The organism is Mesorhizobium caraganae, from assembly GCF_016836705.1.
Taxonomy (GTDB): Bacteria; Pseudomonadota; Alphaproteobacteria; order Rhizobiales; family Rhizobiaceae; genus Mesorhizobium; species Mesorhizobium caraganae.
In genome coordinates, this window is record NZ_JAFCGY010000007.1 from 176811 (window position 1) to 201702 (window position 24892).

Genomic DNA, 24892 nt, shown 5'->3' on the forward strand with positions numbered 1-24892 from the left:
GGCCAATATCCGTCCAGTCGATTTCGGAGCGCAAGACATCTTAGATCCGTTTGGCGAGTTCGACGACCCGGTGGGCTCAAGGCGCGAGAGACACGCACCAATGGTATCGACGCAGAGATGTGTTCTGCGGCGGCCCGCGCCGAATGGAGATATCCACGAGCGCGATCTCCCGCAACCGTGGTTGCTCGGCGCTCCGAGCGAACTGGCAATTCTGCAGGCCTGATCGCCAGTGGTCTGCTGTGGTACCTGTGGATTTTGCTTCAACCGACCGAGCAACGCGCTCCGCCGGGGCGGCGCCCAGACGCTGTTCACCACGAAATCGCGCAGTTGGTCATAGCTCGAGTGACCAACTGCGCCGCCATTGGTCGCGAATTGATCGAAGACTTGATGGTGCATTATGTTCGCGGCAGCCGTGCAGAGGAATCGGAGCTTCCTGTTGGATCATCCCTTCGCTAGCCATGAAGAACCTGTTGGTGGCGTCCTGATTACCGACGAGGCCCCGCTGTGCGCTCAACTCATCCTCTGTCGGCGGTTCGAACCGCGCGCGGCGGAGGTTGAGCTGATACTCCGGGCTCGTCGCCTCGTTGCGGCGGCGCTCATATTCCAAAAGCCCCGAGGCAAGCGGCCGTTTGCCTGACAAGCCATCCTCGACAGCAATAGCCAGCAGCTCTGCATCACGAAAGGCGTCGCAGACGCCCAGAGCAAGATACGGATCCTTGTGACAGCCCGCGTCACCGACCAGTGCCCACCCAGGGCCACCAGGGGTGCGCAGGAAGTTCGGCAGGTGTGCTGCGCCCCGAAACCGCTCGGCGCGACGTCCCGCCCGCACCCGCGCGGCAAGTTCCGGAGCAAGGTCAATCGCAGCCATGAAATGACGCTCTATATCTGATTGGACGGCAGATTGCTCACAGATAGGCCACGCGACGAATATTGCAATCAACCCATCGTTCGTTGGAAACGCAAAGATCACCCTTTCATGTCGGGAATAAACTTCGAGCCCGGTGGCCGGCACGTCAGACCAGTAGGAAAAGAACCAGCATGTGAGAGTGGGAACCACATCATACTCGGCAGCACGCACAGTGCGCGCCAATTGCGATCCCCGACCATCCGCACCAATCGTGATCGAAGCCCGCTCGCTGTGAAGCCTGCCCCCCGAGCGATCCGTCCCCCGCAAACCGACTACACGATCATCGTCAAAGACATACTCCGTTACGGCGAAACTCGGCCGAAAGTCGGCACCTGCGTCGATCGCCGCTTTGACGAGTGTCCAGTCGAGGGCGCTTCGGCGCGGGCCATAGCCGAAGGCGACGCCATCATGAACCAGATCCTTGCCAACCAGCCGCACTTCACCTGTGTCGAGCGCAAAAGTGGTGCTCGGCGGGCAGCCGGTGGCGAGGAGGCGGTCGAGCAATCCCCACTTCTTCAGTCGACCCGGACCATGCCGGTGGATGAAATGGCCGTGCGCAATCTCACTGGGAAAAGCGGATCTATCAACCAGCAAAACTCTGAGACCTGCCCGCGCGAGCAGCATAGCCGTCGAGGCACCCGCACAGCGAGCGCCAACGACAATGGCGTCGTAATCCCTGCTCATGTCTTCCCTCCTTCCTGAGGATCACCAGGAGGCAGACTTGCTAGCAAAAGGCTGCCGCTTCCGTCATAATGCTGGAAGAGCCTACGCAAACCATGTCCCGAAGGCTCGACTGGCAGTGACCGGCGTTTCGACTGAGAGGGAACGCAATGGTTGTGATCACGACCCAGGGCGTACCGGCAGGTGAGCGGTTTGACTTTTGGCGCGACCGCATCGCCCACACCGCGCTTGAGTTTCGCATGGAGCCAGTTGAGCATGCGCCGTATGGAGAAATCCGACTAGCGGCGATCGGCGGTATCGGTCTCATGAAATATGATGGTGCCGTGGCGACCAGCTATTCACGCACCCGCGCGGAAATCTCGAGATCGCAGGGGCCCTACTTCTTCGTGCAGCTTCAGCTCCGGGGAAATTGCCAGCTAGAGCGCGCCGAACAGCAGTCTACACTTTTGGTCGGCGAGGGCTTCGTGGGCGATCCCCTACGCGAGTTCAAGATGGCGTTCGACACGTCCCTCGATGCGGGTAAGTGCTCGCTGGTCGTGCGCCTTCCGAGGGAGGCTCTGTCGGCGCGTGTGGCCCGCCCGGACCTTGTTCACTGCTCCCTACTCCAGCGCCATCGGCCGCTTGCACGTCTCCTGACTAGTTACCTGTTGAATGGCTTGGATGTTGCGGATGAGATCTCGCCCGAGGCCGCCGTGCTTTTCGAGGACCATGCGACTGAGCTTCTCGCCCAGGCATTGAAGGAAGCATGGGCCGAGCAGCCAACGCCGTCCGAGGCCTGGCGCGAGGCAATTTTTGTCCGCGCGTGCCGCCTGATTAAACTTCGTTGCAGTAATCCCCATCTTGCTCCGGTGCCATTGGCCCGCGAGCTCGGCATCTCCAGCCGGCTTCTGCAACGGATATTCGCCGAACGTGCCGAGACGGTAATGAAGCGAGTCTTTTCGGAGCGGATCGCCCGCGCCGCAAAGTTGCTTGGCGCTCCGGATGCCGCACACCGGTCGGTGACTGAGATCGCCTTTTCCTGCGGCTTTAACGATAGCTCACATTTCGGGCGGGTTTTCGTAGCGCAGACGTCGATGACGCCCACCGAATGGCGAAGGCGCGGGCTTGAGATAGCAGCACGTTAGGGTTGTGAATGGATGAGCTCTGGATAACCGGGGCGGGCTGGGTCCAGAAAGCCTGCCTATCGGAACTGCCAATCGTCTGCATTTCGGCACCGCGTCTTTGGGCCCTCGGCTCTGTCCAGGGGAGTGCGCTTGCCATGATATCGATGACATCCCCCTAAGGCCGATATTCGTGGAATGAGCGCAGCCGGCGAACTGGGTGTGATGGCAGCGTCGCCAGCGACTAGGGGTGCCCAGGTCGGATCGAGGTGTTTATCACAGGCCCACCCGTTGGTGCTATGCTGCGCCTCAGGGGTTGAGCTTACGCGATGATGTTGTGGAGGAGGATATGGCAGCGACGGAGCTTCAGAACCGCAATGGTGGGCCCGTTGGCACTTTCATTCGTGGTGATCCTGATGAGGAACTATCAAAAGACCGAGAGCCTGATGCCCAAAGGCCAGCGGTGGCCGCCGCCATTCCAAGCTCGACCCGAATCGTGCATCGAGGACGCCACCGTCAAGCGCTTCTACTACGAGAGCCACGATCAACTCCGCACTCATCTCGCCGACTTCGTCGCCGCCTACAACTTCGCCCGCAGGCTCAAGACCCTCAGGGTCTCATGCCCTACGAGTTCATCTGCAAGACGTGGGCGTAACAGAGCCCGTATCTCATCATATCGGGGAGTAGCCACCTTCCAGGATCATGATCTGATCCGTCTGGCTAGGTTGCTCGATATGGCGCCCCCTAGTTGTTGGCTGGCCGCGCGTAGCCGTCGAGATTGAACAAAGGCCTTTAGATCGTTGGAATCCATCGCCTGCGCGAAGGCATAGCCTTGCAGTCTATCGCAGCCCAAGCCCTTGAGTACACGTGCGTGGTCCATCGTCTCGACGCCTTCCGCTACGATCTCAATGCCCAACGACCTGCCGATTTCGATGATCGACGAGACGACCTGCCTTCGTTTCGGCGATGCCACTATTGGGATGACCAGTTGTCGATCTATCTTCAACCGGCGAGGCTGCAGTTTGAGCAGGCTGACTATGGAGGCATAGCCGGTGCCAAAATCATCTATTTCTATATCAATGCCAAGCTCCTTGATCCGATCGACATTCCAACTCACCAGATCATCGTCTCCATCAAGGAAAATGGATTCTATTAGCTCAAATGAAACTGTACCGTTCTTTATCTTGAGTTCTTCTAAGCTCTCTATAAGTCCTTCATCTTGGAGGCGCCGTGCGGAAACGTTGACCGATACACGTGGTATCTGAAGATCAGCAGCAGACCATTCTTCAAAATCTGAAAGCGCTTGGTTCAGTATGGATCGATCGATCGTCGAGACGACATTTAGTTCCTCGGCAATCCTGAGGAAGACATCCGGCGCTAGAATACCCTTATTTGGGTGCCTCCATCGCGCAAGCGCCTCGACACCTACAATTTCGAGCGTCTTTGCGTCAAATTGAGGCTGGTAGAAGGCTATGAACTCGTTGCGCTCGAGGCTGCCGAGAACTTCGTCGGCAATCCGCTTTGTGTCGACAATTTCGCTTTGCATCGCCTCCGTGAAGAATTCGTATCGATTGCGCCCACGCCTCTTTGCGCGGTAAAGCGCGATATCCGCGTTCACCAACAGTTGCTTGGCTTCGATGTGTTTCGCGCTGTCGACTGCTATTCCTACGCTAACACCAAAACGACACCTATGGCCTTGGTAGAAGACGGGTTCGCGCATCTGGCTAATTATCCCCTCTGCCAACTGCGCCAGTTGTTTGATATCGTTACCTATCGAGCACAGGACAACGAATTCGTCACCTCCGATCCGCGCGACGAACCCCCGATTATCGACCTTGGATCGCAGAATGGCAGAGGCGTGAACCAACATTGCGTCACCTGCGGCGTGGCCAAGCGTATCGTTAATGTGCTTGAACCGATCAAGATCGATGTGAAGCAGGGCCGCAGAGCCGCCATCGCGCCTTGCGTTTGCCGCGTACTCCTCCAATCTCTGGTCGAGGTAACGGCGGTTGGGCAAACCAGTCAGCGAATCGTGAAGCGCGATATGCTCTATGCGCGCCGTGACCGTCTCGAGTTCCGCGTTTTTCGACTCGGACAGCTGTTTTGCGCGAACCAGATCGCTGTTCAGCAGAACGTCTGCTGTTACGTCCCATTCAGCACCAATCATTTTGGGTGTCTCGTTTGGGGCCTGGTATATGACCGCCTTGGATCGGACATGACGAATCTCGCCATCCGGACGAACAATTCGGTACTCCGACGAATAGGTTCCACCGCTGGCGACGGCACTGTCGAAGTCCGCGTGGGCGCCTGCCAAATCCACAGGGTGAATCGCGCCCGCCCAATCAGTGTAGCCGCGGCTCCCTCCATCGCAGGGTTTGCCGTATATTTCATTGACCCGGGCGTCCCACGAGAGATCGTTGGTTGCGAGATCATGCTCCCAAACCCCGATGGCCGATGCCTCCAGTGCGAGTTCGAGGCGCCGCGACAGCCGCCGTAATTCCGCATAATTGCGTTCTCTTTCGACAAGCAGACGGCCTGTTGCCCAAAAAGGACTCACAATCAGGGCTCCGGCTGCTGCCATGACAGCTCGCAAGAACCAGGCGTTACTTGGAGTCGATCTCCAACCCTTCTTAGGGATAGCCGCGATCTGCCACGAACCGGACGGAAGGAGAACCTCAGCTATCACTGGATTCCCCTTAGGTATGTCAGGATCGCCGAAGAACTGAACTCCATTTGGACCAAGAGCGTCCTTACCAGTTAGGGCCACGTCAATCCCGAGATCATCGTCAAATAGTCCGCTCGCCTCGTAAAGGCGCTGTAGATCGACAACTGCGGAAATGATGCCCCAGAATCGTTCAGTATTACCTGCACTCGGCACAAAAACTGGAAATCGGCCGATTAAGGCTTTGCCTCCTTGCTTCAGGTCAACGGGGCCAGCAAGAACCAGCTTGCGTTCGTCACGTGCCCGTAGCGCCGCCTCGCGCTGCCGTTCATCGTGCCGGTAATCGAGGCCCATCGCCCTTTCGTTTCCCTTCATCGGGTACATCAGGGAAATGACCAGATCGGGCGCGCCGGCAATGTTACGCAATTGCGATCCCTCGCCAAACAGGTTGCTGGCGAGTGAAGCGAAGCGTTGCTGTCCCATATACGGCTCAGTTACGACCGCAGCGACCAACCCGCGCACGAGTTGAAGGTTTCCGCTAATATTCCTTTCAAGTTTGGCGCGGACAAGATTGACCTTAACCAGGACATCGGCACGGTCGGCTTGATCCGATACCGTCGTGTTCTGATGGTCTGCATATGCCGCACCGATGGCGATAACCAAAATTGCCATTGCGGCCGGAATATTTGCCGACGAAAAAACGGCCCGCTTTACATCGCCGAACCGAAAACCGAAAAGAGCCAATAGGGTGAAACTCCCCTGGAATTCAGGTGCTTGGATGGACCCGACGGCCGAACATTAGCTTTCATTAATTAATTTTGACCTTCATTGATCTGCAAAACTTTGCAGTTTCTACCTCTCTGGTTGGCCGTCCTCACCACGATCGTCAACTGCCACCCAAACAGCCAGATCGACGACCTGCTGCCCTGGGCCTACATCTGTGCGCCCGAAATCAAGTCCGTGGCCCTTGAGAACAGCGCTTGCAATGCAAGAATGCAAGGCTCATTCAGCCTAGGAACCAGCTAGCTGTTCTGGTGCTCGCGTAGGCGTGTCGGTCGCCAGATTGTCCGGTACCACCCTGATGCTCTCGGCTTGCGGATAATAGACATCGACACTATCGCATGCCAAGCCTAAGCCTCTCCAGACGCAGGGCGCACGTGCGCCGGCGCTGGTCCCGCGCCGATTGCCAGCGAGGCTGAGCCGGATCGCCGAGCTATACAAGATCGAGGACGCCATCCGCGGCCGATCGGCTGACGAACGGCTCGCCATGCGCTAGGAAAAGAGCGCTTGAGTTGTCGCCGATCTCGAACCCTGCTGCGCGAAAAGCTCGACCTGATCAGTCAGAAGGCGAAGCTCGCCGAGGCGATCCGTTATGCATTCGCGCTGGGAAGGCCTCTCGCGCTTGCTCGACGACGGCCGGATCGAGATCGACAGCAACGCGGTCGAGCGGTCCAGCCGACCCATCGCACTCAGCCGCAATAACGCGCTCTTGGCTGCTCCGACGGCGGTGCCGAACACTGGGCAGTCATCGCGTCGCTGATCGAAACCTGCAGACTCAATGGTGTCGAGCCGCTCGGACTATCTCGCCGATGCTTACGAAATACAAGTGGCGCCCGCGGGTCTTTATCAAAACGGGTTTTTTTGGCATGGCACTTTCCTCCGTTGAGAAAGGCCAACTCGATATGAAGACGCAAGTTCGCCTTAATAGCGAGCTTCGCCTGAGGAACCAAGGCACGTACCCGGCGTTGGGCTTTCTCACAGGAGAGAGATGCCGTGACTGACAACAATGAGGAATTCAGAAGCAAGTTTTGGGACTCTATCCGGTCCGACATGACGGCGATGATTGGCGTCGGAGGCGCCCACCCTCGACCGATGACAGCGCAGTTCGACGGTGATCGCAACGTCATCTTTTTCTTCACAGCGAAGGATACCGACCTAGCCGAGGCCGTTGCAGCTGGGAAGGAAGCGACACTGGTCTATGCCGCCAAGGGACACGACCTCTTCGCAACCGTTCAAGGCACGCTAAGGATCGACAATGATAGGGCAGTCATCGACCGCTTGTGGAACCGCTTCGTCGCCGCCTGGTTCGAGGAGGGCAAGGAAGACCCGAAGTTGTGCTTACTCAGGTTCGATCCTGCGGACGCCGAAATCTGGAAAGATGCATCCAGCATTGTCGCCGGGCTAAAGCTTTTCCTCGGGATGGGCGACCCGAAAGAGGACTACAAAGACAGCGTCGCACAGGTTCGCATGAAGTAGCCGGACCTGTCAGGACCGAAACCCCCGATCTTATGGCGCCCGATTTGCCGACGCCGAGATTGATCGGAAATCCTACAAAAAGTGCAAGGGGACATTGTCCGATAGGCGGCGTTCGGTTGCGTCATTCAATTTCAGGAGAAGCACGCGCTGAACATTGTCACCATGCTGCTTATCATCGTTGGGGGCCTCAATTGGCTTCGGGTAGGTGTTCCAGTTTGACCTCGTTGCCGCGATCTGCGGTCTACGATCAGCATTCGAAATCCCCGCTGACTCCGGTCGGCGGGGTTTTCATTTGATGCTTGGAGCCGGCGGCTTCGCTCGCGTCTCGCGCATAAGCTTGAAACGCAGGAACGCCTCCGCCGCATAGTCGCATCGTTGTCGCGACGGGCCGTTGGTGTGCAGGATCACTCCCGCCGCATCTTTCGACAGCCCGTGCTTTTCCATAAAGAAGGCAAGGTCGTAGGGGCAAAGGTCAGATGTCGGATCGCTGCTAGTTTTCGGCTTAGGGTTGGCCATTTCATCCGCGCAACGGTTATGACTGGACGGCGAAATATCGCGACTTGGCCAGCGCGGCGAAACGGCTCGGTGTCGAGAGCGCCATCATCCACGGTGAAATAGTCGTGCTCACCGAAGCTGGGCTTTCCGAAGCGATCGGCATAGGCAGTGTCGAGGAAGACACCGGCAGTGTCTATGAAACTATCCTGGACGCGATCATCCACCGCGACGGCGGCATGGCCATGACCGCGCTATATCCGCCGGATGAGCAAAGGCTGGACGTTCCAATCGCTGATCGATGACAAGATGAAGGTTACGGCTCACTGCCACAACCCGGCCTGTCATCATAACCAGGAACTCGACCTTGCGAAGCGCCGCGACCGCTTAGGCTCGGATGCGCCGGCCATGGAGTGGGACATCCGGCCGAAGCTTCTCTGCAAGAAGTGCGAGGGCAACAAAGTCGGCCTGATCTATACCCCAGACACCAGCCCGAACGCATACGCCAAGGCCAAAGACGGGGCGCCGGAAGTCGCGGCGCGAAGTCGCGCTGATGAACGCCTTATTAAGGGTCAGTGTCGCTCGCCCTTGCCGCGCTCTCACCTCACTGAAAGGCCGGCAGCGGTTGACGAGATAGTCGCACAGCAGTCCCGGCCCGATGACGAGTGCGCCGGACGCGCCGAGCGCCTTGCCGCATGTGTGGAGTGCGACGATGTCCCTTGAAAGCGGCGGCAAGGCCGCATCAAGGATATTCTCTACACAGTGAGTCCGCCGCCTACGCCGGTTTGCTAGTGGGCCTCGGAGACCGTCGGAGCAACTAGAGCCATACCGATGCTCCTCTTGGTCGCGCCAATGGAGTAGGCCATTGGGATCTTGGGAGTGTCCTCTGGCAAGCGGTACATATTGGCGCCTGCCCTCACCGCGAACGAAAAGTGCTGCCACGATACTCTGTCGTGTTCATTTAGAAAGTCGAGCGTCAGCCCAGCTGAAATTAGCGCATTCACTACGTCACTAATCGGGTGGATCCACTCATAATAGCGCGAATGTTTCAGAATGCGGTCGTCGCCGGTATAGGTTAGATCCTCATTCCAGGCGAGCGGCCTAGCTATCGGCGTTCGCCAGTCGTGTTTCAACTCCAGCGCTGCAGCCTTGCGATCACACTGGAACATTAGTGGATGGCCCTCGGCCATGTAGAGCCGTCCGCCCGGTCGCAGAAGAGCACTAACAATCCGCGCCCAGCGGAACACGTCGTCCAGCCAATTTACCGAGCCCCAGGTAACGTACGCGATATCAAATGTCTTGCCTAGCGCTTCGACAGCCTCGTATAGTGGCGCTTCCACGAATCGTACATCCGTGCCCGCCTTCGCAGCGAAATCCCGCGCAGCCGCGATCGCTGTCGGCGAAAAGTCGAGACCGGTAACGCTGCCCGCACCAAGATGCTTCAGGCTGATTGTGTCCAGCCCGATATGACACTGCAAATGGATAATGTCCTTGCCGACAATATCACCAACCTCGCCCGTTTCCAGTTCGTAGAGGTTGGACCCGCCAGCCAGGACATTTTCGATCTGATAGCTGCCGGTAGAATCGGTCGAATGGATTTCGGCTCGATCATCCCAATTAAGACGGTTCGCACCCAGATACGGTTCCAATCACACCTCCTGTTCACGCCGTGGCTACGGTGTGGTAAACAAAACCTTAAAGTAATCCTTGCAGCGAAAGGGCCTGGCGTCAATGGAAGGAGGCTGCCCCATCCTAGCGGGCTATTGCGAGCTCCCGACCGTATCGGCGCTGCGCCCGCCGCCTAACCCAAGTCCAACAGGCGCTCTACCTCATTGTGTCGGCCCTAAGGCGCAAAGCTTCATCGCAGGGCGGTTCTAGGATAGGCGGGGGCTTATGGCTGCGCACGCGAGGCCAAGCCTAGATTACCCCTTGAGGTGCAGAATTGCGCTCTGCGTACTCCGATATTCAAACCGTGTGTTGCGTCCGACGGCTGGATGAGAGGGCGGCAGCAAAAGCGGTTACCAGATCTTCGTGCGTGGGGCGAACAGGAAAATCCCGCGTGCCATCAAAGCCCGGAAATCATGGGGATTGGAGATTTCTGGTTAATGGACCATTCGCTGGTTCTACGAGGTAACGCATCTTTCCACCTCGCTTGGGCTGGTGGATGCAGGCCTCGGGATTTCGGTGCCGCCACGAATGGCAACCCCTCGAGAAGACCATCCGTTTTCTGATCACCCGCCCCATCCGCAATCCCGAGATATCGCGCACCGTCGGCGTGGTTCGCAGCCGCGGCGGCACCTTGTCGCCGGCGGCTGAGCGATTTCTCAAGATGTTGATAGGTGTATGGGGAAGTGATTGAAGGGCGACAAGCGATCTTAGCGTGGAGCAAATTCCGGAGCTCGCCGAGTTGGTCGGCCTGCGATTAGCCGAGACCGGTCATAAGACGCAGGACAGCACGCTTTGGATTCGATCCCAGCCAGACGTCTCGGATAGAATTGATGCTGTCTGTGCCACCAAGCGGCATCCACACGACAGAAGGCGACTGTCCTCTGGCATAGCTCTCATCGGCGAAAGATGCCTTGCCCCACCTGCACCTTGAAGATGACCGTCGCCAAGTTGGCACGACATTTTTGAACGGCTGGGCCGACCTGGAGTCTCGGCAGCGGCTGGCTCGATCCAAATCACATGCCTGGGTGCCAGGACCGCTGGCTGCCAGCTGACGCGTCGGCATTATAGGCATCGCTTATATCTTATTTATCTACGCGATCGCGCCCTTTGGCATTGCTCATTTTGCCTTGCGGCGAGGTGATTCCTCAACCTTTCCGCTCCTGCTTGGCTCTGGCAAAGCCGCGATCCGTCGCGATAAATCGCTCGAGCATGGGCACAATAAGGCGAAGAGGATCAGTGGATGGCTGACCCGATTCTCGCCCAAGGATCTCAGCATATCTGGACAGATCACGATGCAGCGGCGCCGGCAGTTCCACTGTGACCTTGACCGGCTTGTCGTCTGCAATCGGACCGAGCTTCAGCTTGGCCATTTTCAGCCTCCGTAGGGTTCTAGCACGAGATCGCGCGTAACGACCACACGCACATTGACGCCCGGCCGTATCGTCAGCGTCGGTGCGATGTTGAGTTGGCGCTGGACGATCTGCTGGCCCACCTGGCTGAGGCTGTCGGAGGCGCCGCCGCGCAAGGCGCGCACGATGTCACTTTCCTGGCCGGACGAGCCGGCCTCCGCGCCAACGCTAAGGATGGTGGTGAGTGCGGCTGCCTTGAACAGCTCGGCCCAATGGTAGTCGACGCCGTCCTCAAGGCCGGCATAGCCTTGGACGTCAGTGCCAGGCTGGCGTTCAAGAACAATGGAGCGTCCGTTGGGAAAGACCAGCCTGCCCCAGACAAGCAGCACGCGCCGCTGGCCGAAGCCGACGCCGTTGTCGTATTGGCCAATGACACGCGTGCCTTGCGGGATCAGCAGGGAGCGACCCGTCGGACTGTCATAGACATTCTCGGTCACCTGGGCGGTGATCTGACCGGGCAGATCGGAACGAATACCGGTGGTGAGAGCCGCCGGAATGACGGCCCCTGCCTGAAGCACATAGGGCGATACTGGCGGCATGACGCGATCCGGCGCCACGGTGCGCCGATCAGCGGCCGCATTCAGAAAGTCGAGTTGACGGTCTAGTGTGGTGGACTGGCCGATCTGACCGGCAAGGTCGGGGCCGCCAAGGTTCGGCGGGGAGGTTCCTCCGGGCTGGGTTTCGGCCATCACCCCAGTTGAGTGCCCTGTCTGGAAGAAGACACGCGAGATTCGGGCCGCCTCCTCTTCGGCCCGCCGGCGTTGTTCGGCCTCATTGACCATGGGTGTCGCGATCGTTGGCGGCACGACGGGCTGCCCCTTGTGCTGTGCGTCAAGCATCGGTCGGCCAAGATCGCCAGGCAGCGGCGGCCCAAGAACGGGACCGGTGTAGTCGCGTGGCAGGCTGGCCAGTCCGTCGGCGGGCTGCCTGTTGGACGTCGAGAACAGCTCGTCGCCATGCCGGCCGGTTTCATTCGTTTGAAGCGCGTAGATCAGCGCACCGCCGACGCCAAGCGATGCACCTAAGCCAATGCCGGCGAGCACCTTGCGGGACAGGCGCGTGACGCGCGGCGGATCGGCGCGAAGCTGCATGGGGGCAGCCGGGATTTCGTTCTCGTTCATGATTGCTCCCCTCCCCTTTGACGAAACGCGTTCCTTGCATTCGGCGCCGCGTTGGTGCCTGACATCGACGGACCTCTCCTCGTGGCATCGGCGCGAACGATCCTGACGGCCTGTTGCCGCTTGCCACTGCCAAGGCGCAATTCGGCAGCGCCGAAGAGACGGTCGACGATCAGGGTGTTCTGGTAAACGCGGCTGTTAGCGATCTCGGCCTCGCCGTCCGGGCCGATGATGAAAACAGGCGGCATCTCACCTTGCACGATCCCACGTGGAAACTCGACGTAGACTCGCCGGCCGTCGTCATAGACGGCAATCGGTCGCCAGGGTGGCGTGTCGCCGGTCAGACCGTAACGGTAGTTGCGTGCGGTGACGTCTGGTATGATCGGCGTCGCGGGGATCGTTCGCGCTTGTCCGGCCGGCGGCGCGGGATAGGCCCATGCCACGGCGGGCATGTACGGCTTCTCGCCCGATTGCAACTCGATCATGTAGCTGCGCCGGTCGGTGGTGATGACGAGATTGGTGGTGATGTCCGCGCGCGAAGGTTTTACCAGCACATGGACACGCCGGGTGAGGCCCGCTCCGCTTTCGGTGTTGCCGATGATCCAGCGCGCGGTATCGCCCGCCGCGATCGGACCGTCGCCAGTCAGGCTTTCCCCAGGCTCAAGCGCGATGTCCGTTATCTGTCCGGGAGCCGCATAGACCTGATAAAGGGCTCCTTCACTCCAAGGATAAATCTGAATGGCGTTGTAATAGCCCTCACGACGCGGCTGGACTCGCGCCGCCGCGTTGGCGTTCTCGACGCGTGCCACCGGCGTGCTGCCGGCGACACCGCCGCGGGCCGGGACCCACCCTGGTGGAACGTGCGGCGGCTTTGGCCTTTCATCGAGCGCGGCTACCGGAGCGGCGGGCAAAGGCGGCACGTAGGCATCATAAGAGATCTGAGGTGGTTTCTGCGGTGTGGCGCAACCGGCAAGTATCGAGCCCGATAGCAACACCAAGGCAAACGCCGACCTTGTCAAAGCCGGAGTGGCGATGACACACAATGGCAGGTTCATTGGCTCATCTCCCGGGACCAGTTGATGGCGTTGACGTAGATGCCGAGCGGATTGGCGCGAAGACGTTCGGCGTCGTTTGGCATCTGTGTCACGATCGTCAGGATCGCGGTCCAGCGCTCGGTGCCGGAAAGCTGGCCGTTTTCGTAGTGGTGCTCGATCCAGGCGACACGAAAGGAGCCGGGTGAAGCCCTGATGACCGAAGAAATATCCACCGCGACCTGCTGCTTGCCGACCCTGGAGAAAGGGTCGTTGGCGCGGGCATAGTCGTTGAGCGCCGCAGCGCCCTGGTCGGTGGTCCAATCATAGGCGCGCAGCCAGTCCTGGCGCAGGATGATCGGATCGGCGGGGATGGAGCGCACCTGTTCGACAAAGCGGGCGAGATGCCACGCTATCTGAGGATCAGTCGGCTTATAATCCGCGATCGCTGGCGCGGTCGCTTGAACCTGGCCCATCGCATCGACCATAACGGCGCGATAGAACCAATCCGGCAAAATCAATTCGACGCCGAGGGGGCGGCCGTTTCGATCGAAGCGCTCCTGCCATTCGTTGATCCACGAGAAGCGATGGCGCCGGCCTTCGGCGGGCTGGCGAATGGAGGTGACGACGCTTGTCGACTGCAGGCGGTCGAGCCCCGCCTTGAGGCGCAAATAGTCTCGCTTCGAGACACCGCGGCCGACGAAGGTAAGCATTTCGTATGGCGTCGCGGCCATCAGGCGCGACGTGCGCAATCCGGCATCCCGCGCGCTGACGATCTGGCTCGCGGCCCAGATCAGGATATCGGCATCCCAGATCGTCGCCATGCCGTGGTCGGGCATCGCTTCGACACGGATCGCCACATCGCCGGCGCGAAAGTCGATCGGCGCGATGCGCCTGGATTTGGCGAGGGAGAAGAAGGGATAGGCCATGAGATCCTGCGCATCGCGTGGCGCGACAACACCGGGCAGCGCGTGGAACAGATCAAGCTGTCCGCGTTCCGACGGTTGCTGTGTGCGTCCAGACATAGGGGAGATCAGCCGGGTCAGCGCCTTTCGCGCCCGGCATAGGCGATCAGGCGGGCGGCTTGAGGCTTGGCGGGCAGCACCGACCCATGCGGATCGGATGTCGACGTCATGGCGCCGCGCTGGACCCAGGCCTGGAGGTCGTCGACGGCGTAGACGACGCGGCCGCCGAGTTTGCGATAGGCAGGCCCGGTGCCGTATGTGCGGTGTTTTTCCAGCGTTCGCGCCGAAAGACTGAGGAAATGCGCAGCTTCCGAAGTGCGCAGGTAGCGCGGCGGCAATGGCGCGGCGTCGGCATTCATGGGATGTCTCCTTGCGGCCGTCGCGATTGAACGGCGATCGATGGCCAGGATGGAGGAGCGTGAGGACGGTGATCAGGTGCGCAATTGAGGGCCACTATTTCGCACCGCCAAGAGGCCTTCAGGCAGTGGCGCCGGCGCGCAGCAATTGTGATAGCCGCGCTCGACCATCTTCACGCCATCGCGCATCAAGCAGCGCATGATGAAAGGAAGCCCGGTCATGGCGCCCGGCGGCGCGGAAAGCTTCCGCGATCAGCGGGAGAGGACGCCTCGCCCGGTACCGGGCGAGGCGCTTGCCAGTTCACTCGCCGTTGCGGCGGCTGGGGCGGGACCAGATGAGGCTGTGGCCCTCGCCTTCCTCGTCGGCGAAGAGGTTGGCGTAGATCGGAGCGGTAAAGCTCGGATCGTCCAGCTTAAGGCCGAGATAATCGCGACCCTCGGTGGAGCGCTTCGACCAGGCGGCGCCGATTTCGGCCTTGCCGACCACCACGCGGTGGCTTGGAGCGTTCTCGCCGCTGGCCCTTGTATCGGGGACGATGCGCACGCCCTTGGCCTGGACGCTGAGGGTGACGATCTCGCCGGTGAACTCGTTCGCATTGGTCTTCTTGAAAGTGCCGATGGTAGCCATTTTCAGTCTCCGTTTCTTCGTTTCCGAGCCCGCGCCATGCGACCTCGATGGCGATCGTGGGGCCGGAGGCGACCGCCGCCGCATCGCTTGCGACCGCAGCAAAGCGGAGGATGGCGCAGGCGCGCGTTTCTTGTTTTCGCGAGGAATGGGCTTTGCCCAGGGGAAGAAACGCGCGCCGCGCCATTGCGGCATAGGCGGTCGAGGCTTCAGCCGTCCTTCGGCCAGATCAGCCCGTTCGAGAGGTCGTTGGTGCCCTCTGTGAAATGAAGGAGGGAGGCAATGGCGGCATCAGTGGCCCAGAGACAAAACGGACTGGGTTTGCCAGGACGTCAGCCTACAATGGCTTGCCCCGCATCAAAGCCCCTGCCCATCCGGTTCCAAGCGCACGACCCCATACTACGAAGGTCGTGTTTGGGCCGGAAGCTGACCGACTGGTTTTAGGTCAAGGTGCGAAGAAGCGGGCACTCGGCCTACGATCCCATCTCGGACGTATTCCCTGTCTGCAATAGCTCCGAAATCCGACGCTCAGGTGCATCACCAAAGCGGCCGCGCTGCGTCACAAACGGACGTTGCAGGTCACCAAACTTGACGCTAGGCTGGCCAAAGCCGACACTGAGCAGAGAAAGACAGGAGCACCTCAGTGGGAGGGCCCGACTCTGAGATGACTATCAGCTCGCTCCGAACCGAGTTGACAGCGGCGCGCGAAGAAAATCAGGTACGCACCGCGGAGATTGCCAATCTCCTTGAACAGCAGACTGCGACGAGTGCGATCCTCAGGGTGATCGCCGCATCGCCGACCGATATCCAACCGGTCCTGAATGCGGTCGCCGAAAGCGCCGCACAACTCTGCGAGGCCTATGACGCGGCGATCTTTCTGCGGCAAGGCGAATCGCTGGCCATTGGCGCACACCACGGGCCGATCCCCATCGACTTCGCCACTTTTCCCATCACGCGGGAGTGGGTCACCGGCCGCGCCGTGATCGATCGCAGGCCGATGCATGTGCATGATCTGCTGGCGCTGGCGGGCGAGTTCCCTGCAGGCCGATCGATGGCGCTACGGCTTGGACACCGGACAATTCTCGCCACCCCTTTGCTGCGTGAGGACGAGGCCATTGGAGCACTCGTCATTCGCCGAACGGAGGTCAGACCGTTCAGCGAAAAACAAGTCGAGCTACTCAAGACCTTCGCCGACCAGGCCGTAATCGCCATCGAAAATGTCCGCCTGTTCGACGAGGTGCAGGCGCGCACGCGCGATCTCGCCGAGGCGCTGGAGCAGCAGACCGCGACCGCTGATGTGCTCAAGGCAATCAGCCGGTCGGCCTTCGATCTTCAACCGGTACTGCAGACGCTGGTCGACTCGGCAATACGCTTGGCCGGGGCGGACATGGGCGCAATCACGTTGCGCGTTGGCGACACGTTGCGGTTCATGGCAGGCGGCGGGCAAGCTGCCGAGCTGCATGCATACGAACGAGCCAACCCACATGTCGTGGGACGAGGGACGTTCCAGGGCCGCGCCGCGCTGGAGGGATTGACGATCCACGTGGCGGACGCGCTTGAAGACCCGGAATACGAAAGGCCGGAAGTGGCAGTCATGGGCACTTTCCGCGGAGTACTTTCTGTTCCGCTGAAGCGGGGTCAGGAGACCATAGGCGTATTCGGCTTGGCGCGGCGGACGATCGGGCTATTTTCACCGCGTCAAGTCGAACTGGTCGAGAGCTTCGCCGACCAGGCCGTGATCGCGATCGAGAATGCCCGGCTGATCGAGAAAGTCGAGGGGCACAATCGTGAACTGGCCGAGTCGCTGGATCAGCAGACGGCGACGGCCGAAGTGTTGAAGACGATCAGCAGTTCGGTGTTCGATCTCGATTCCGTGCTGCATACGCTTGTGAAGTCCGCGTCCGACCTCTGTCATTCCGGGATGGGCTACATCTATCTGCGCCAGGGCGACGTGTTGCAGCCGACGGTACAGATCGGATGGAGCCAAGAATTCCAGGACCACATGAACAAGCTCCCGGTCACGCCGGGCCGGGGCAGCATCGCCGCCCGCGTTGCCCAGAGCGGGTCCGTAGAGCAGATTGCCGACGTTCTCGACGATCCGGAGTATACCAACATCGAAGGCCAGCGGCTCGGCGGCTTCCGTACCCTGCTGGGCGTTCCGCTGATGCGGGACGGCGCCGTGACCGGCGTCTTCGTCCTCGCCCGCTCGTCGGTCTCTCCGTTCAGTACGCGCGAAATCGAACTGGTGCAGACATTTTCGGATCAGGCGGTCATCGCGATCGAGAACGTGCGGCTGTTCGAAGAGGTCGAGTCGCGTGGCCGTGACCTGACCGACGCGCTAGAGAAGCAGACGGCGACCGGCGCGATACTGCAAGTGATCGCCGGGTCTCCTACGGACATTCAGCCTGTGCTGGACGCAGTCGCTGAAAGTGCCGCTCGGCTCTGCGACGCCTATGACGCAACGATCTATCTGCTGCGCTCCGACAGGCTGGCTGTGGGAGCACATCACGGACCGATTCCGATTGACGGCACTGGCTTGCCGGTCGCGCGCGACATCGTTACCGGCCGCGCCGTATTGGATCGGGTGCCGGTCCACGTTCATGACTTGACCATCGCTGGAGAGGAGTTCGCAACTGGCCGAATGATGGCTCAACGGCTTGGTTTTCGCGCGATTCTCGCCACTCCGCTGTTGCAGGAAGGAAAAGCAATCGGAGCGCTTATGATCCGGCGCATCGAGGCGCGGCCCTTTAGCAACAATCAAATCGACCTCCTCAAAACTTTCGCCAACCAGGCCGTCATCGCAATCGGCAATGTGCGGCTCTTCGAAGAGGTGCAGGCGCGCACCGCCGAGCTTGGCGAAGCATTACAGCAGCAGACTGCGACCGCGGATGTGCTCAAGGTCATAAGCCGCTCCGCATTCGACCTGCAGAGCGTCCTGCAGACACTTATCGATTCTGCTGTGAGGCTCTGCTGTGCGAAAACGTCTGGCATCTTTATGCGGGACGGCGATGTCTTCCGGCTTGCGGCAGGCTACGGCCAAACCCCGGAGTATCGCGCGTATGAAGAGGCGAATCCGAGTCCGATCAGCCGACAATCCTGGGTCGGCCGAACAGCACTCGACAAGGCAGTCGTCCATATTCCGGATGTTACCAAGGACACCGAACATGGCCTTCCCGAAGCTCCACGACTCGGAGGTTATTCGGCTGTGCTCTGTGTACCGCTCATGCGCGAAGGATCGGTAATTGGCGTCTTCGCAATGACGCGACCTGAACCCGGGGCCTTCACCGATAGCCAGATCGAACTTGTCCAGACCTTTGCCGACCAGGCCGTAATTGCGATCGAGAACGTCCGCCTTTTCGAGGAGGTGCAGCAGCGGACACGGGAGGCCACAGAGGCGTTGGAGTACCAGACGGCGACCAGCGATGTGCTTAGCGTTATCAGCCGCTCGCCCACCGATGGGCAGCCAGTGTTTGATATGATCGCGCAAAGCGCCGCCCGTCTATGCGAAGCACAGTTCTGCTTTGTCTACAGATTTGACGGCGAGCTTCTTCATTTCGTCGCGCATCACGGCATCACCGAAGAAAGCGTTGAGATCGTGCGCAACACCTTTCCCGTGGCACCTACTCGCGGCAGCGCTGCCGAAAGGGCAATTCTATATCTTGACGTGGCGCAGATCCCGGACCTCACCTTGGATAGTGAATTCACGCATCGCGCCGCGGCGGCTTTTTCGGGCCTGCGCAGTGCTGTCGCCGTGCCGATGCTGCGTGACGGCCTGCCCATCGGTTGCATAGCAGTCGGGCGTGCTGAGACGGGCTTTCTTGCCGCTAAGCAAGTCGAACTTCTGAAGACCTTCGCCGACCAGGCGGTGATCGCCATCGAAAATGTCCGCCTGTTTGATGAGGTTAAGGCGCGGACCGCGGAGCTAAGCGACTCGCTTCAGCAGCAGACAGCGACAGCAGACGTGCTCAAGGTCATCAGCCGGTCGGCCTTCGACCTGCAGAACGTCCTTGACACCCTGGCAGAGTCCGCCGCGCACCTCTGCGACGCGGACATTGCCGATTTCTATCGTCTGGTCGACGACGGATTTCAGTGGACCACAACCTTCAGCCGAGATCCGGAAGCGGCCCCTGCCCATACCAAGATCATGCGCCAGCCGGGGCGCGGATCGGTGTCGGGGCGCGTTCTGCTGGAACAGAAAACCGTTCACGTACCGGATTTCGAAGCCGATCCCGAGTTCACCTTCACCGACGTGGCGCGGCAGCGCGGCGTTCGCTGCATCCTCGGCGTTCCGCTCCTGCGCGGCACGGAACTGATGGGGTTGCTTCTGGTCATGCGCAAGGCGCCCGGGCCGTTCTCGCCAAAGCAGATCGAGCTGGTCGAGACTTTCGCCGACCAAGCGGTGATCGCCATCGAAAATGTCCGCTTGTTCGATGAGGTACAGGCCCGCACGGCGGAATTGAGCGAGTCGCTGCAGCAGCAGACGGCGACGGCCGATGTGCTGAAGGCCATCAGCCGCTCCACGTTCGACCTGCAGCCGGTTCTCGACACGCTGGTGGAATCAGCGGCCAAGCTGTGCGACGCGGACACGAGCGTCATCTTCAAGCGCGACGGCGATCTCTACCGGTGGTCGGCCGAGTACGGCAATTTGCCTGAAGCCGCGGTTTTCGCCAAAGCCAATCCCTTCTCCGCCAGTCGCGACAGCGTCACCGGACGGGTGGCCCTCGAAGCCCGCGCCGTCCACGTTTCGGACGTGCTCGCCGACCCGGACTACGGGGCTACGCAGCTTCAGAAGCTCGGCGGCTACCGTACCATTCTATGCGTTCCGATCTTGCGCGAAGGCGCGCCGGTCGGCGTGTTCGCGCTGACGCGGTCACAGGTGCGGGACTTCACGCCGAGGCAGATCGAGCTCGTCGAGACGTTTGCCGACCAGTCCGGCATAGCGATCGAAAACGTCCGGCTGTTCGACGAGGTGCAGGAGCGTACCCGCGAATTGTCACGCTCGCTCGAAGATCTGAGGACCGCGCAGGACCGTCTCGTGCAAACGGAGAAGCTCGCCTCACTCGGCCAGTTGACCGCCGGTATCGCCCACGAGATCAAGAACCCGCTCAACTTCGTCAACAACTTCTCAGCGCTCTCCGGCGAACTCATCGATGATTTGAACAGTGTGCTGGCCGGAGCGCCTTTGGAGGCATCCGTGCGCGAAGAGGTCGGCGAGCTGATAGCCCTTCTCAAGAGCAATCTCGACAAGGTGGTCCAGCACGGCAAGCGGGCCGATTCCATTGTCAGGAACATGCTGCTGCATTCGCGCGCTGGTTCAGGAGAGCATCGTCCGATTGACATCAATGCCATCGTGGAGGAGAGCCTGAACCTTGCCTATCACGGGGCGCGCGCCGAAAAGCCGGGATTCAACGTCACGCTGACGCGGAATTTCGACCCGCAGGCGGGGGATGTCGATCTCTACCCGCAGGAGATCACGCGGGTGCTTCTCAACCTCATCTCCAACGGCTTTTATGCAACAGCCAAGCGCAGCACCGCGGCGAATGGCGCGGACTATGAGCCGACGCTCTCCGCCACCACCATGAGTCTCGGCGACCGTGTCGAAATCAGGATCCGCGACAACGGCACCGGCATTCCGCCGGAGGTGAAGGAGAAGATGTTCAATCCATTCTTCACGACCAAGCCAGCCGGCGAGGGTACCGGGCTCGGCCTGTCGCTCAGCCACGACATCGTCGTCAAACAGCATGCTGGCACGATCGACGTCATCAGCCAGCCAGGCGAGTTCACCGAGTTTCGGATTGTGCTGCCGCGCGCTGCGGCCTCGCTCGCAAAATCGGGAGGTGAAGAATGAGCCTCCTCATCCTGGTCGTCGACGACGAGCCCGACGTCGAGCCGCTGTTTCGCCAGCAGTTCCGCCGCGACATCCGAGCCAGCCGCTTCACAATGGAGTTCGCGCAATCGGCGGTGGATGCGTTGCAGCAGATAGACGACGCCGAAGGGGTGACACTGATCCTGGTGCTGTCCGACATCAACATGCCCGGCATGAGCGGGCTCGAGCTCCTGCCGAAGATCAAGGTGCAGCGGCCGGACGTCCCGGTCATCATGATCACCGCCTATGGCGACGCCGAAACCAAGAGCAAGGCGTTGGAGAACGGTGCCGAAGCGCTGCTGACCAAGCCGATCGACTTTTCGGCGCTCAGACAACAGATCGAAACCCGGCTGGGAATGGTGGCGTGACGGCGCGCATCCTTGTGGTCGACGACGAGCCCGATCTTGAGGTCTTGATCGTCCAGAAGTTCCGGCGTCAGATCCGCGACGGCGCGGTCATTTTCCTGTTTGCCAGCGATGGTGTGGACGCCCTGTCCGTCATCGACGGCAACAGCGACATTGACATGGTGCTGTGCGACATCAACATGCCCCGTATGGACGGCCTGTCGCTGCTGGAGAAGCTGCAGCAGGCCGAGGGGCAGCAGCTTTCGACGGTCATCGTCTCCGCTTACGGTGACATGGCCAACATCCGCACTGCGATGAACCGCGGCGCCTTCGACTTCATCACTAAACCGATCGACTTTGCCGACCTGGAGACCACGATCGCCAAGACCTTGAAGCATCGAGAGGTGCTGCACGAGGCGCATCGGCGGCAAGCGGTCGCGGAGCGCGCGCATGCATCGCTGTCGCGCTACTTCTCGCCCAATCTGGCCGAACGGCTGGCCGGCGACGCAGACGGGTCGGCGCTAGCCGGGCAGTGGCGCGAGGTCGCCTCGCTGTTCACCGACATTACCAGCTTCACCACGCTAGTGGAAACGATCGACCCTGCCACGCTTGGCGCGCTCCTCAACGACTATTTGGCTGGCATGACCGACGTCGTGTTCGCGCACGAAGGCACCGTCGCCAAGATCGTCGGCGATGCGCTGCATGTGCTGTTCGGCGCTCCTGGCGAGCAGCAGGACCATGCGGCGCGCGCGGTTGCCTGCGCGTTCGAGCTCGACGCGCTGTCGCAATCGTTCCGCGATTGCTGGCGCGACAAGGGCGTCGCGGTCGGTACGACCCGCATCGGCGTCCATGCAGGTCCGGCGCTGGTCGGAAATTTCGGCGGAGGCCGCTTCTTCGACTACACGGCCTATGGCGACACCATCAATATCGCGGCGCGGCTGGAAAGCGCCAACAAGCAGTTGGGCACGCGGATCTGCGTCAGCGGGAGCGCGGCTGCAAGGGTCGACGGCTTCCGCGGACGGCCGGTCGGCGATCTGATGCTGCGCGGCAGGGCCGAGGCGCTGCGCGCGTTCGAGCCTTTGTCGTCAAAGCAGTATGACGATCCTTCGACGGCGAGCTATCTCGAAGCCTTCGGCAGATTGGAGGCCGGCGATGCAAACGCGCTTACGGCTTTCGCCACGCAGATCGGCAAATGTCCGGACGACCAGCTTGCCAGCTTCCATCTCAAGCGGCTGCTCAACGGCGCCAAGGGAACGCGGATCAGCCTCGACTGATCTTTGCGCCAGTCGCAACCGCGACCTCCGGCCTGACCGCCGGTAATGTCCGCTATTCCGGCGGTCCAGTGCCCGCGAGATCGACGAAATGCTCTGACCTTGCTTCCATCGCTCCCAAAGCTCGGCCTTCTGCGCTGACGTAAACCAGATCCGTGACGTCACCATGCAACACCTCCTCACCCTCTCAGATTAGGAGTGTTGCGGCGACCTATTGAACCCACCGGCGCAAAGCTGCCGTTCACGTCGTGGCAGACGTGAACATCGCCGCGCGGCTCGAGAAGCTTGCAGAACCTGGCGGCGTCTGCGTCGCGAGCAACGTTTACGAGCAGGTCAAAGGCAAACTGGATTATGCCTACACCGACCTCGGTAGCCAGCAGGTCCACAACATCGTGGACGCGGTGCGCGCCTATCAGGTCAGTCGAGCAAAATCCACTTCGGCATTCTCGACAAGGGATACGCTGGCGCTTCCCGAAAAACCGTCCATCGCGGTCTTGCCATTCGACAACCTAAGTGGCGACCCCGAGCAGGGCTACTTCGCTGACGGCATGGTGGAGGAGATCATCACCGCGCTGTCCCGGACGCGCTGGCTGTTCGTCATCGCGCGAAACTCGAGCTTTACCTACAAGGGCCGGGCAGTGGACATTAAGCAGGTTGGACGCGAGCTTGGTGTGCGCTACGTGCTTGAAGGGAGCGTGCGCAAGGCGGCGAGCAGGGTGCGCATCACCGGGCAGCTTATCGATGCGACAACGGGTGCACATCTATGGGCCGAGCGTTTCGACGGCGGGCTGGAGGACGTTTTTGAGCTGCAGGAGGAAGTGACCCGCAGCGTCGTCGGAGCGATCGCTCCGAAGCTGGAACAGGCAGAGATCGAGCGGGCCAAGCGCAAGCCGACCGAGCACCTTGAGGCTTACGACTACTACCTGCGCGGGATAGCAAGCCTCCACCTGTTGACCAGGGAATCCAACGCAGACGCCCTTCAGTTGTTTTACAAAGCCATCGAACTCGACCCTGAATTCGCCTCGGCATACGGCATGGCCGCGTTGTGTGCCGTCATGCGCAAGGCGAACGGCTGGATGGCCGATCGTGAGCAGGAAACCGTCGAGACAGAACGCCTGGCTCTGAAGGCCGTGGATTTGGGCAGGGATGACGCGGTTGCGCTCTCACTCGGCGGGGAAGCGCTCGCGTTTGTCGTGGGCAACTACAATAGCGGGGCAGCGTTCATTGATCGCGCGCTTGGGCTCAATCCGAACCTGGCTACTGCGTGGCTATTCAGCGGCTGGGTAAGAGCCGACCTCGGCGATACGGAAACCGCCCTCCAGCACCTGGCCACTGCGATACGCATGAGCCCGGTCGACCCGTTCATGTTCGATATGCTTAATGCGGTTGCAGTGGCTCATCTCTTAGCTGGTCGATTTGAGGAGGCATCATCCTGGGCGGAAAGGTCGTTGCGGGAAAAGCCGGACTTTTTGGCGTCGTTGCGCTTTGCGGCTGCAAGCTATGCTCACGCTGGCCGAACCGAGGATGCGCAAAAGGTGGTGAGCCGAATTCTCGCCCTCGATCCTGGCCAACGAATTTCCAATCTCGCCGACGTCGTTTCAATCAGGCGTGCGGCCGATATGGCTCTGCTTGCAGAAGGTTTGCGAAAGGCGGGGCTGCCGGAATAGCGCTGTCAGGTTGGCGCATACCGATCGCGAGTTGGGAACGCACCGAGATCGCAAAGACCGCACCATGGGTGGCGTCGGCCCTCCACAAATCGCCGTAGGGCGCCGTACAAGCGATCCCGCGTCATATCAGGGGGTCACTGATCCCAACTCGTCGCGTGGGCCAGCGATGGGGCGCCTGTGGCAAAGCACCTGCTCGATCTCAAGCCAAGTCGGCGATCCGTAGGCATAGGCAATGGCTGCTTCAGCAGGACGGCTGATCGGCCGTTTTTGGCGCAACCGCGACCTCCAGCCTAATCGCCGGCAAGGTCCGCTTTCAGGAAGCTGCGAAGCCGACCTCAACGGCCGAGATGCTGAAGGGTTTCGGGTGCCGTCAGGCGTACGAAAGCCTCTCATGCAGGAACCCGCGGTCCGTGCGCGGTGAGCTATGGGGATTTGTGTTTCGGGGTGTGCCAGCGTCTGTCGCAGACGTCCACA

At 60.5% G+C, this 24892-nt stretch carries 19 protein-coding genes and 4 pseudogenes; 12 read left to right on the forward strand and 11 right to left on the reverse strand.

The features are described from left to right. Nucleotides 1–331 precede the first annotated feature (331 nt). Nucleotides 332–1591, reverse strand: a complete 1260-nt coding sequence (locus tag JQK88_RS16485) for an NAD(P)/FAD-dependent oxidoreductase (protein WP_203278849.1) — start codon at nucleotides 1589–1591, stop codon at nucleotides 332–334. A 146-nt stretch (nucleotides 1592–1737) separates the two neighbouring features. On the opposite strand from JQK88_RS16485, the gene JQK88_RS16490 reads away from it, so the two are divergent. Both JQK88_RS16490 and JQK88_RS16495 read left to right on the forward strand, forming a co-directional pair. Further along, entirely contained in the window at nucleotides 1738–2712 is a 975-nt protein-coding gene (locus JQK88_RS16490; protein WP_192250618.1) for a helix-turn-helix domain-containing protein, read from the forward strand. Between the two features lie 476 nt (nucleotides 2713–3188). After that, nucleotides 3189–3343: pseudogene (locus JQK88_RS16495) on the forward strand (IS481 family transposase); the annotation flags it as partial. 45 nt (nucleotides 3344–3388) lie between these two features. Here the strand turns inward: JQK88_RS16495 and JQK88_RS16500 are convergent. Continuing rightward, complete coding sequence (locus JQK88_RS16500; RefSeq protein ID WP_203278863.1) at nucleotides 3389–6022, reverse strand: bifunctional diguanylate cyclase/phosphodiesterase; 2634 nt, start codon at nucleotides 6020–6022, stop codon at nucleotides 3389–3391. Nucleotides 6023–6511: 489 nt separating this feature from the next. Here JQK88_RS16500 and JQK88_RS16505 point away from each other — a divergent pair. From JQK88_RS16505 to JQK88_RS37435, 3 genes and pseudogenes are all read left to right on the forward strand, one after another. Next, nucleotides 6512–7036: pseudogene (locus JQK88_RS16505) on the forward strand (IS66 family transposase); the annotation flags it as partial. 87 nt (nucleotides 7037–7123) lie between these two features. After that, entirely contained in the window at nucleotides 7124–7606 is a 483-nt protein-coding gene (locus JQK88_RS16510) for a pyridoxamine 5'-phosphate oxidase family protein (RefSeq protein WP_312037284.1), read from the forward strand. Between the two features lie 162 nt (nucleotides 7607–7768). Next, a pseudogene (locus JQK88_RS37435) lies at nucleotides 7769–7847 on the forward strand (DUF378 domain-containing protein); the annotation flags it as partial. A gap of 47 nt (nucleotides 7848–7894) precedes the next feature. Here the strand turns inward: JQK88_RS37435 and JQK88_RS16515 are convergent. Beyond that, nucleotides 7895–8122 (reverse strand): hypothetical protein, encoded by a 228-nt coding sequence (locus JQK88_RS16515; RefSeq protein ID WP_192255701.1) that lies wholly within the window; start codon nucleotides 8120–8122, stop codon nucleotides 7895–7897. A 44-nt stretch (nucleotides 8123–8166) separates the two neighbouring features. Here JQK88_RS16515 and JQK88_RS16520 point away from each other — a divergent pair, with 44 nt between their 5' ends. Next, on the forward strand, nucleotides 8167–8403 hold the full coding sequence (locus JQK88_RS16520) for a hypothetical protein (RefSeq protein WP_203278850.1): 237 nt from the start codon (nucleotides 8167–8169) through the stop codon (nucleotides 8401–8403). Then, complete coding sequence (locus JQK88_RS16525) at nucleotides 8366–8821, forward strand: hypothetical protein (protein WP_203278851.1); 456 nt, start codon at nucleotides 8366–8368, stop codon at nucleotides 8819–8821. Before JQK88_RS16520 ends, JQK88_RS16525 begins: the two co-directional genes overlap by 38 nt. A gap of 65 nt (nucleotides 8822–8886) precedes the next feature. On the opposite strand, the gene JQK88_RS16530 is transcribed toward JQK88_RS16525, so the two are convergent. Continuing rightward, nucleotides 8887–9747 carry a class I SAM-dependent methyltransferase gene (locus JQK88_RS16530; RefSeq protein ID WP_192250616.1) on the reverse strand — a complete coding sequence of 287 codons (861 nt, stop codon included), beginning with the start codon at nucleotides 9745–9747 and terminating at the stop codon, nucleotides 8887–8889. Nucleotides 9748–10210: 463 nt separating this feature from the next. Here JQK88_RS16530 and JQK88_RS36170 point away from each other — a divergent pair. After that, nucleotides 10211–10457 (forward strand): annotated as a pseudogene (locus JQK88_RS36170) (LysR substrate-binding domain-containing protein); the annotation flags it as partial. Nucleotides 10458–10911: 454 nt separating this feature from the next. Here JQK88_RS36170 and JQK88_RS16535 read toward each other — a convergent pair. The 7 genes from JQK88_RS16535 to JQK88_RS16570 form a co-directional block, all read right to left on the reverse strand. Continuing rightward, nucleotides 10912–11136, reverse strand: a complete 225-nt coding sequence (locus JQK88_RS16535) for a DUF2274 domain-containing protein (RefSeq protein ID WP_192250613.1) — start codon at nucleotides 11134–11136, stop codon at nucleotides 10912–10914. Nucleotides 11137–11138: 2 nt separating this feature from the next. Next, on the reverse strand, nucleotides 11139–12296 hold the full coding sequence (locus JQK88_RS16540; RefSeq protein WP_203278852.1) for a TraB/TrbI/VirB10 family type IV secretion system protein: 1158 nt from the start codon (nucleotides 12294–12296) through the stop codon (nucleotides 11139–11141). Next, entirely contained in the window at nucleotides 12293–13348 is a 1056-nt protein-coding gene (gene trbG, locus JQK88_RS16545) for a P-type conjugative transfer protein TrbG (protein ID WP_203278853.1), read from the reverse strand. The genes JQK88_RS16540 and trbG overlap by 4 nt, the downstream gene beginning before the upstream one ends. Next, nucleotides 13345–14349: a conjugal transfer protein TrbF gene (gene trbF, locus JQK88_RS36175; RefSeq protein ID WP_246749856.1), complete on the reverse strand. Its 1005-nt coding sequence runs from the start codon at nucleotides 14347–14349 to the stop codon at nucleotides 13345–13347. Before trbF ends, trbG begins: the two co-directional genes overlap by 4 nt. 17 nt (nucleotides 14350–14366) lie before the next feature. Next, nucleotides 14367–14648: a helix-turn-helix transcriptional regulator gene (locus tag JQK88_RS16560; RefSeq protein WP_027042654.1), complete on the reverse strand. Its 282-nt coding sequence runs from the start codon at nucleotides 14646–14648 to the stop codon at nucleotides 14367–14369. A gap of 72 nt (nucleotides 14649–14720) precedes the next feature. After that, nucleotides 14721–14867: a hypothetical protein gene (locus tag JQK88_RS16565; protein ID WP_203278854.1), complete on the reverse strand. Its 147-nt coding sequence runs from the start codon at nucleotides 14865–14867 to the stop codon at nucleotides 14721–14723. A gap of 79 nt (nucleotides 14868–14946) precedes the next feature. Then, entirely contained in the window at nucleotides 14947–15273 is a 327-nt protein-coding gene (locus JQK88_RS16570) for a DUF736 domain-containing protein (RefSeq protein WP_181183450.1), read from the reverse strand. Between the two features lie 661 nt (nucleotides 15274–15934). On the opposite strand from JQK88_RS16570, the gene JQK88_RS36180 reads away from it, so the two are divergent. The 4 genes from JQK88_RS36180 (at nucleotide 15935) to JQK88_RS16600 (ending at nucleotide 24418) form a co-directional block, all read left to right on the forward strand. Next, complete coding sequence (locus tag JQK88_RS36180; protein ID WP_246749857.1) at nucleotides 15935–21118, forward strand: GAF domain-containing protein; 5184 nt, start codon at nucleotides 15935–15937, stop codon at nucleotides 21116–21118. After that, the gene (locus JQK88_RS16590) at nucleotides 21115–21504 is read left to right on the forward strand and encodes a response regulator (protein WP_203278855.1); all 390 of its coding nucleotides are present in this window, start codon (nucleotides 21115–21117) and stop codon (nucleotides 21502–21504) included. Before JQK88_RS36180 ends, JQK88_RS16590 begins: the two co-directional genes overlap by 4 nt. Continuing rightward, nucleotides 21501–22754, forward strand: a complete 1254-nt coding sequence (locus JQK88_RS16595) for an adenylate/guanylate cyclase domain-containing protein (protein ID WP_192250531.1) — start codon at nucleotides 21501–21503, stop codon at nucleotides 22752–22754. The genes JQK88_RS16590 and JQK88_RS16595 overlap by 4 nt, the downstream gene beginning before the upstream one ends. Before the next feature lie 254 nt (nucleotides 22755–23008). Continuing rightward, the gene (locus JQK88_RS16600) at nucleotides 23009–24418 is read left to right on the forward strand and encodes a tetratricopeptide repeat protein (protein WP_312037285.1); all 1410 of its coding nucleotides are present in this window, start codon (nucleotides 23009–23011) and stop codon (nucleotides 24416–24418) included. Nucleotides 24419–24892: the final 474 nt, after the last annotated feature.

Coding starts and splice junctions, on each gene's coding strand:
- JQK88_RS16485 (WP_203278849.1), bottom strand. CDS start 1,591: ATGAGCAGGGATTACGACGCCATTGTCGTTGGCGCTCGCTGTGCGGGT.
- JQK88_RS16490 (WP_192250618.1), top strand. CDS start 1,738: ATGGTTGTGATCACGACCCAGGGCGTACCGGCAGGTGAGCGGTTTGAC.
- JQK88_RS16500 (WP_203278863.1), bottom strand. CDS start 6,022: ATGGCAATTTTGGTTATCGCCATCGGTGCGGCATATGCAGACCATCAG.
- JQK88_RS16515 (WP_192255701.1), bottom strand. CDS start 8,122: ATGGCCAACCCTAAGCCGAAAACTAGCAGCGATCCGACATCTGACCTT.
- JQK88_RS16525 (WP_203278851.1), top strand. CDS start 8,366: ATGAGCAAAGGCTGGACGTTCCAATCGCTGATCGATGACAAGATGAAG.
- JQK88_RS16535 (WP_192250613.1), bottom strand. CDS start 11,136: ATGGCCAAGCTGAAGCTCGGTCCGATTGCAGACGACAAGCCGGTCAAG.
- JQK88_RS16540 (WP_203278852.1), bottom strand. CDS start 12,296: ATGAACGAGAACGAAATCCCGGCTGCCCCCATGCAGCTTCGCGCCGAT.
- trbG (WP_203278853.1), bottom strand. CDS start 13,348: ATGAACCTGCCATTGTGTGTCATCGCCACTCCGGCTTTGACAAGGTCG.
- trbF (WP_246749856.1), bottom strand. CDS start 14,349: ATGTCTGGACGCACACAGCAACCGTCGGAACGCGGACAGCTTGATCTG.
- JQK88_RS16560 (WP_027042654.1), bottom strand. CDS start 14,648: ATGAATGCCGACGCCGCGCCATTGCCGCCGCGCTACCTGCGCACTTCG.
- JQK88_RS16565 (WP_203278854.1), bottom strand. CDS start 14,867: ATGACCGGGCTTCCTTTCATCATGCGCTGCTTGATGCGCGATGGCGTG.
- JQK88_RS16570 (WP_181183450.1), bottom strand. CDS start 15,273: ATGGCTACCATCGGCACTTTCAAGAAGACCAATGCGAACGAGTTCACC.
- JQK88_RS36180 (WP_246749857.1), top strand. CDS start 15,935: ATGACTATCAGCTCGCTCCGAACCGAGTTGACAGCGGCGCGCGAAGAA.
- JQK88_RS16590 (WP_203278855.1), top strand. CDS start 21,115: ATGAGCCTCCTCATCCTGGTCGTCGACGACGAGCCCGACGTCGAGCCG.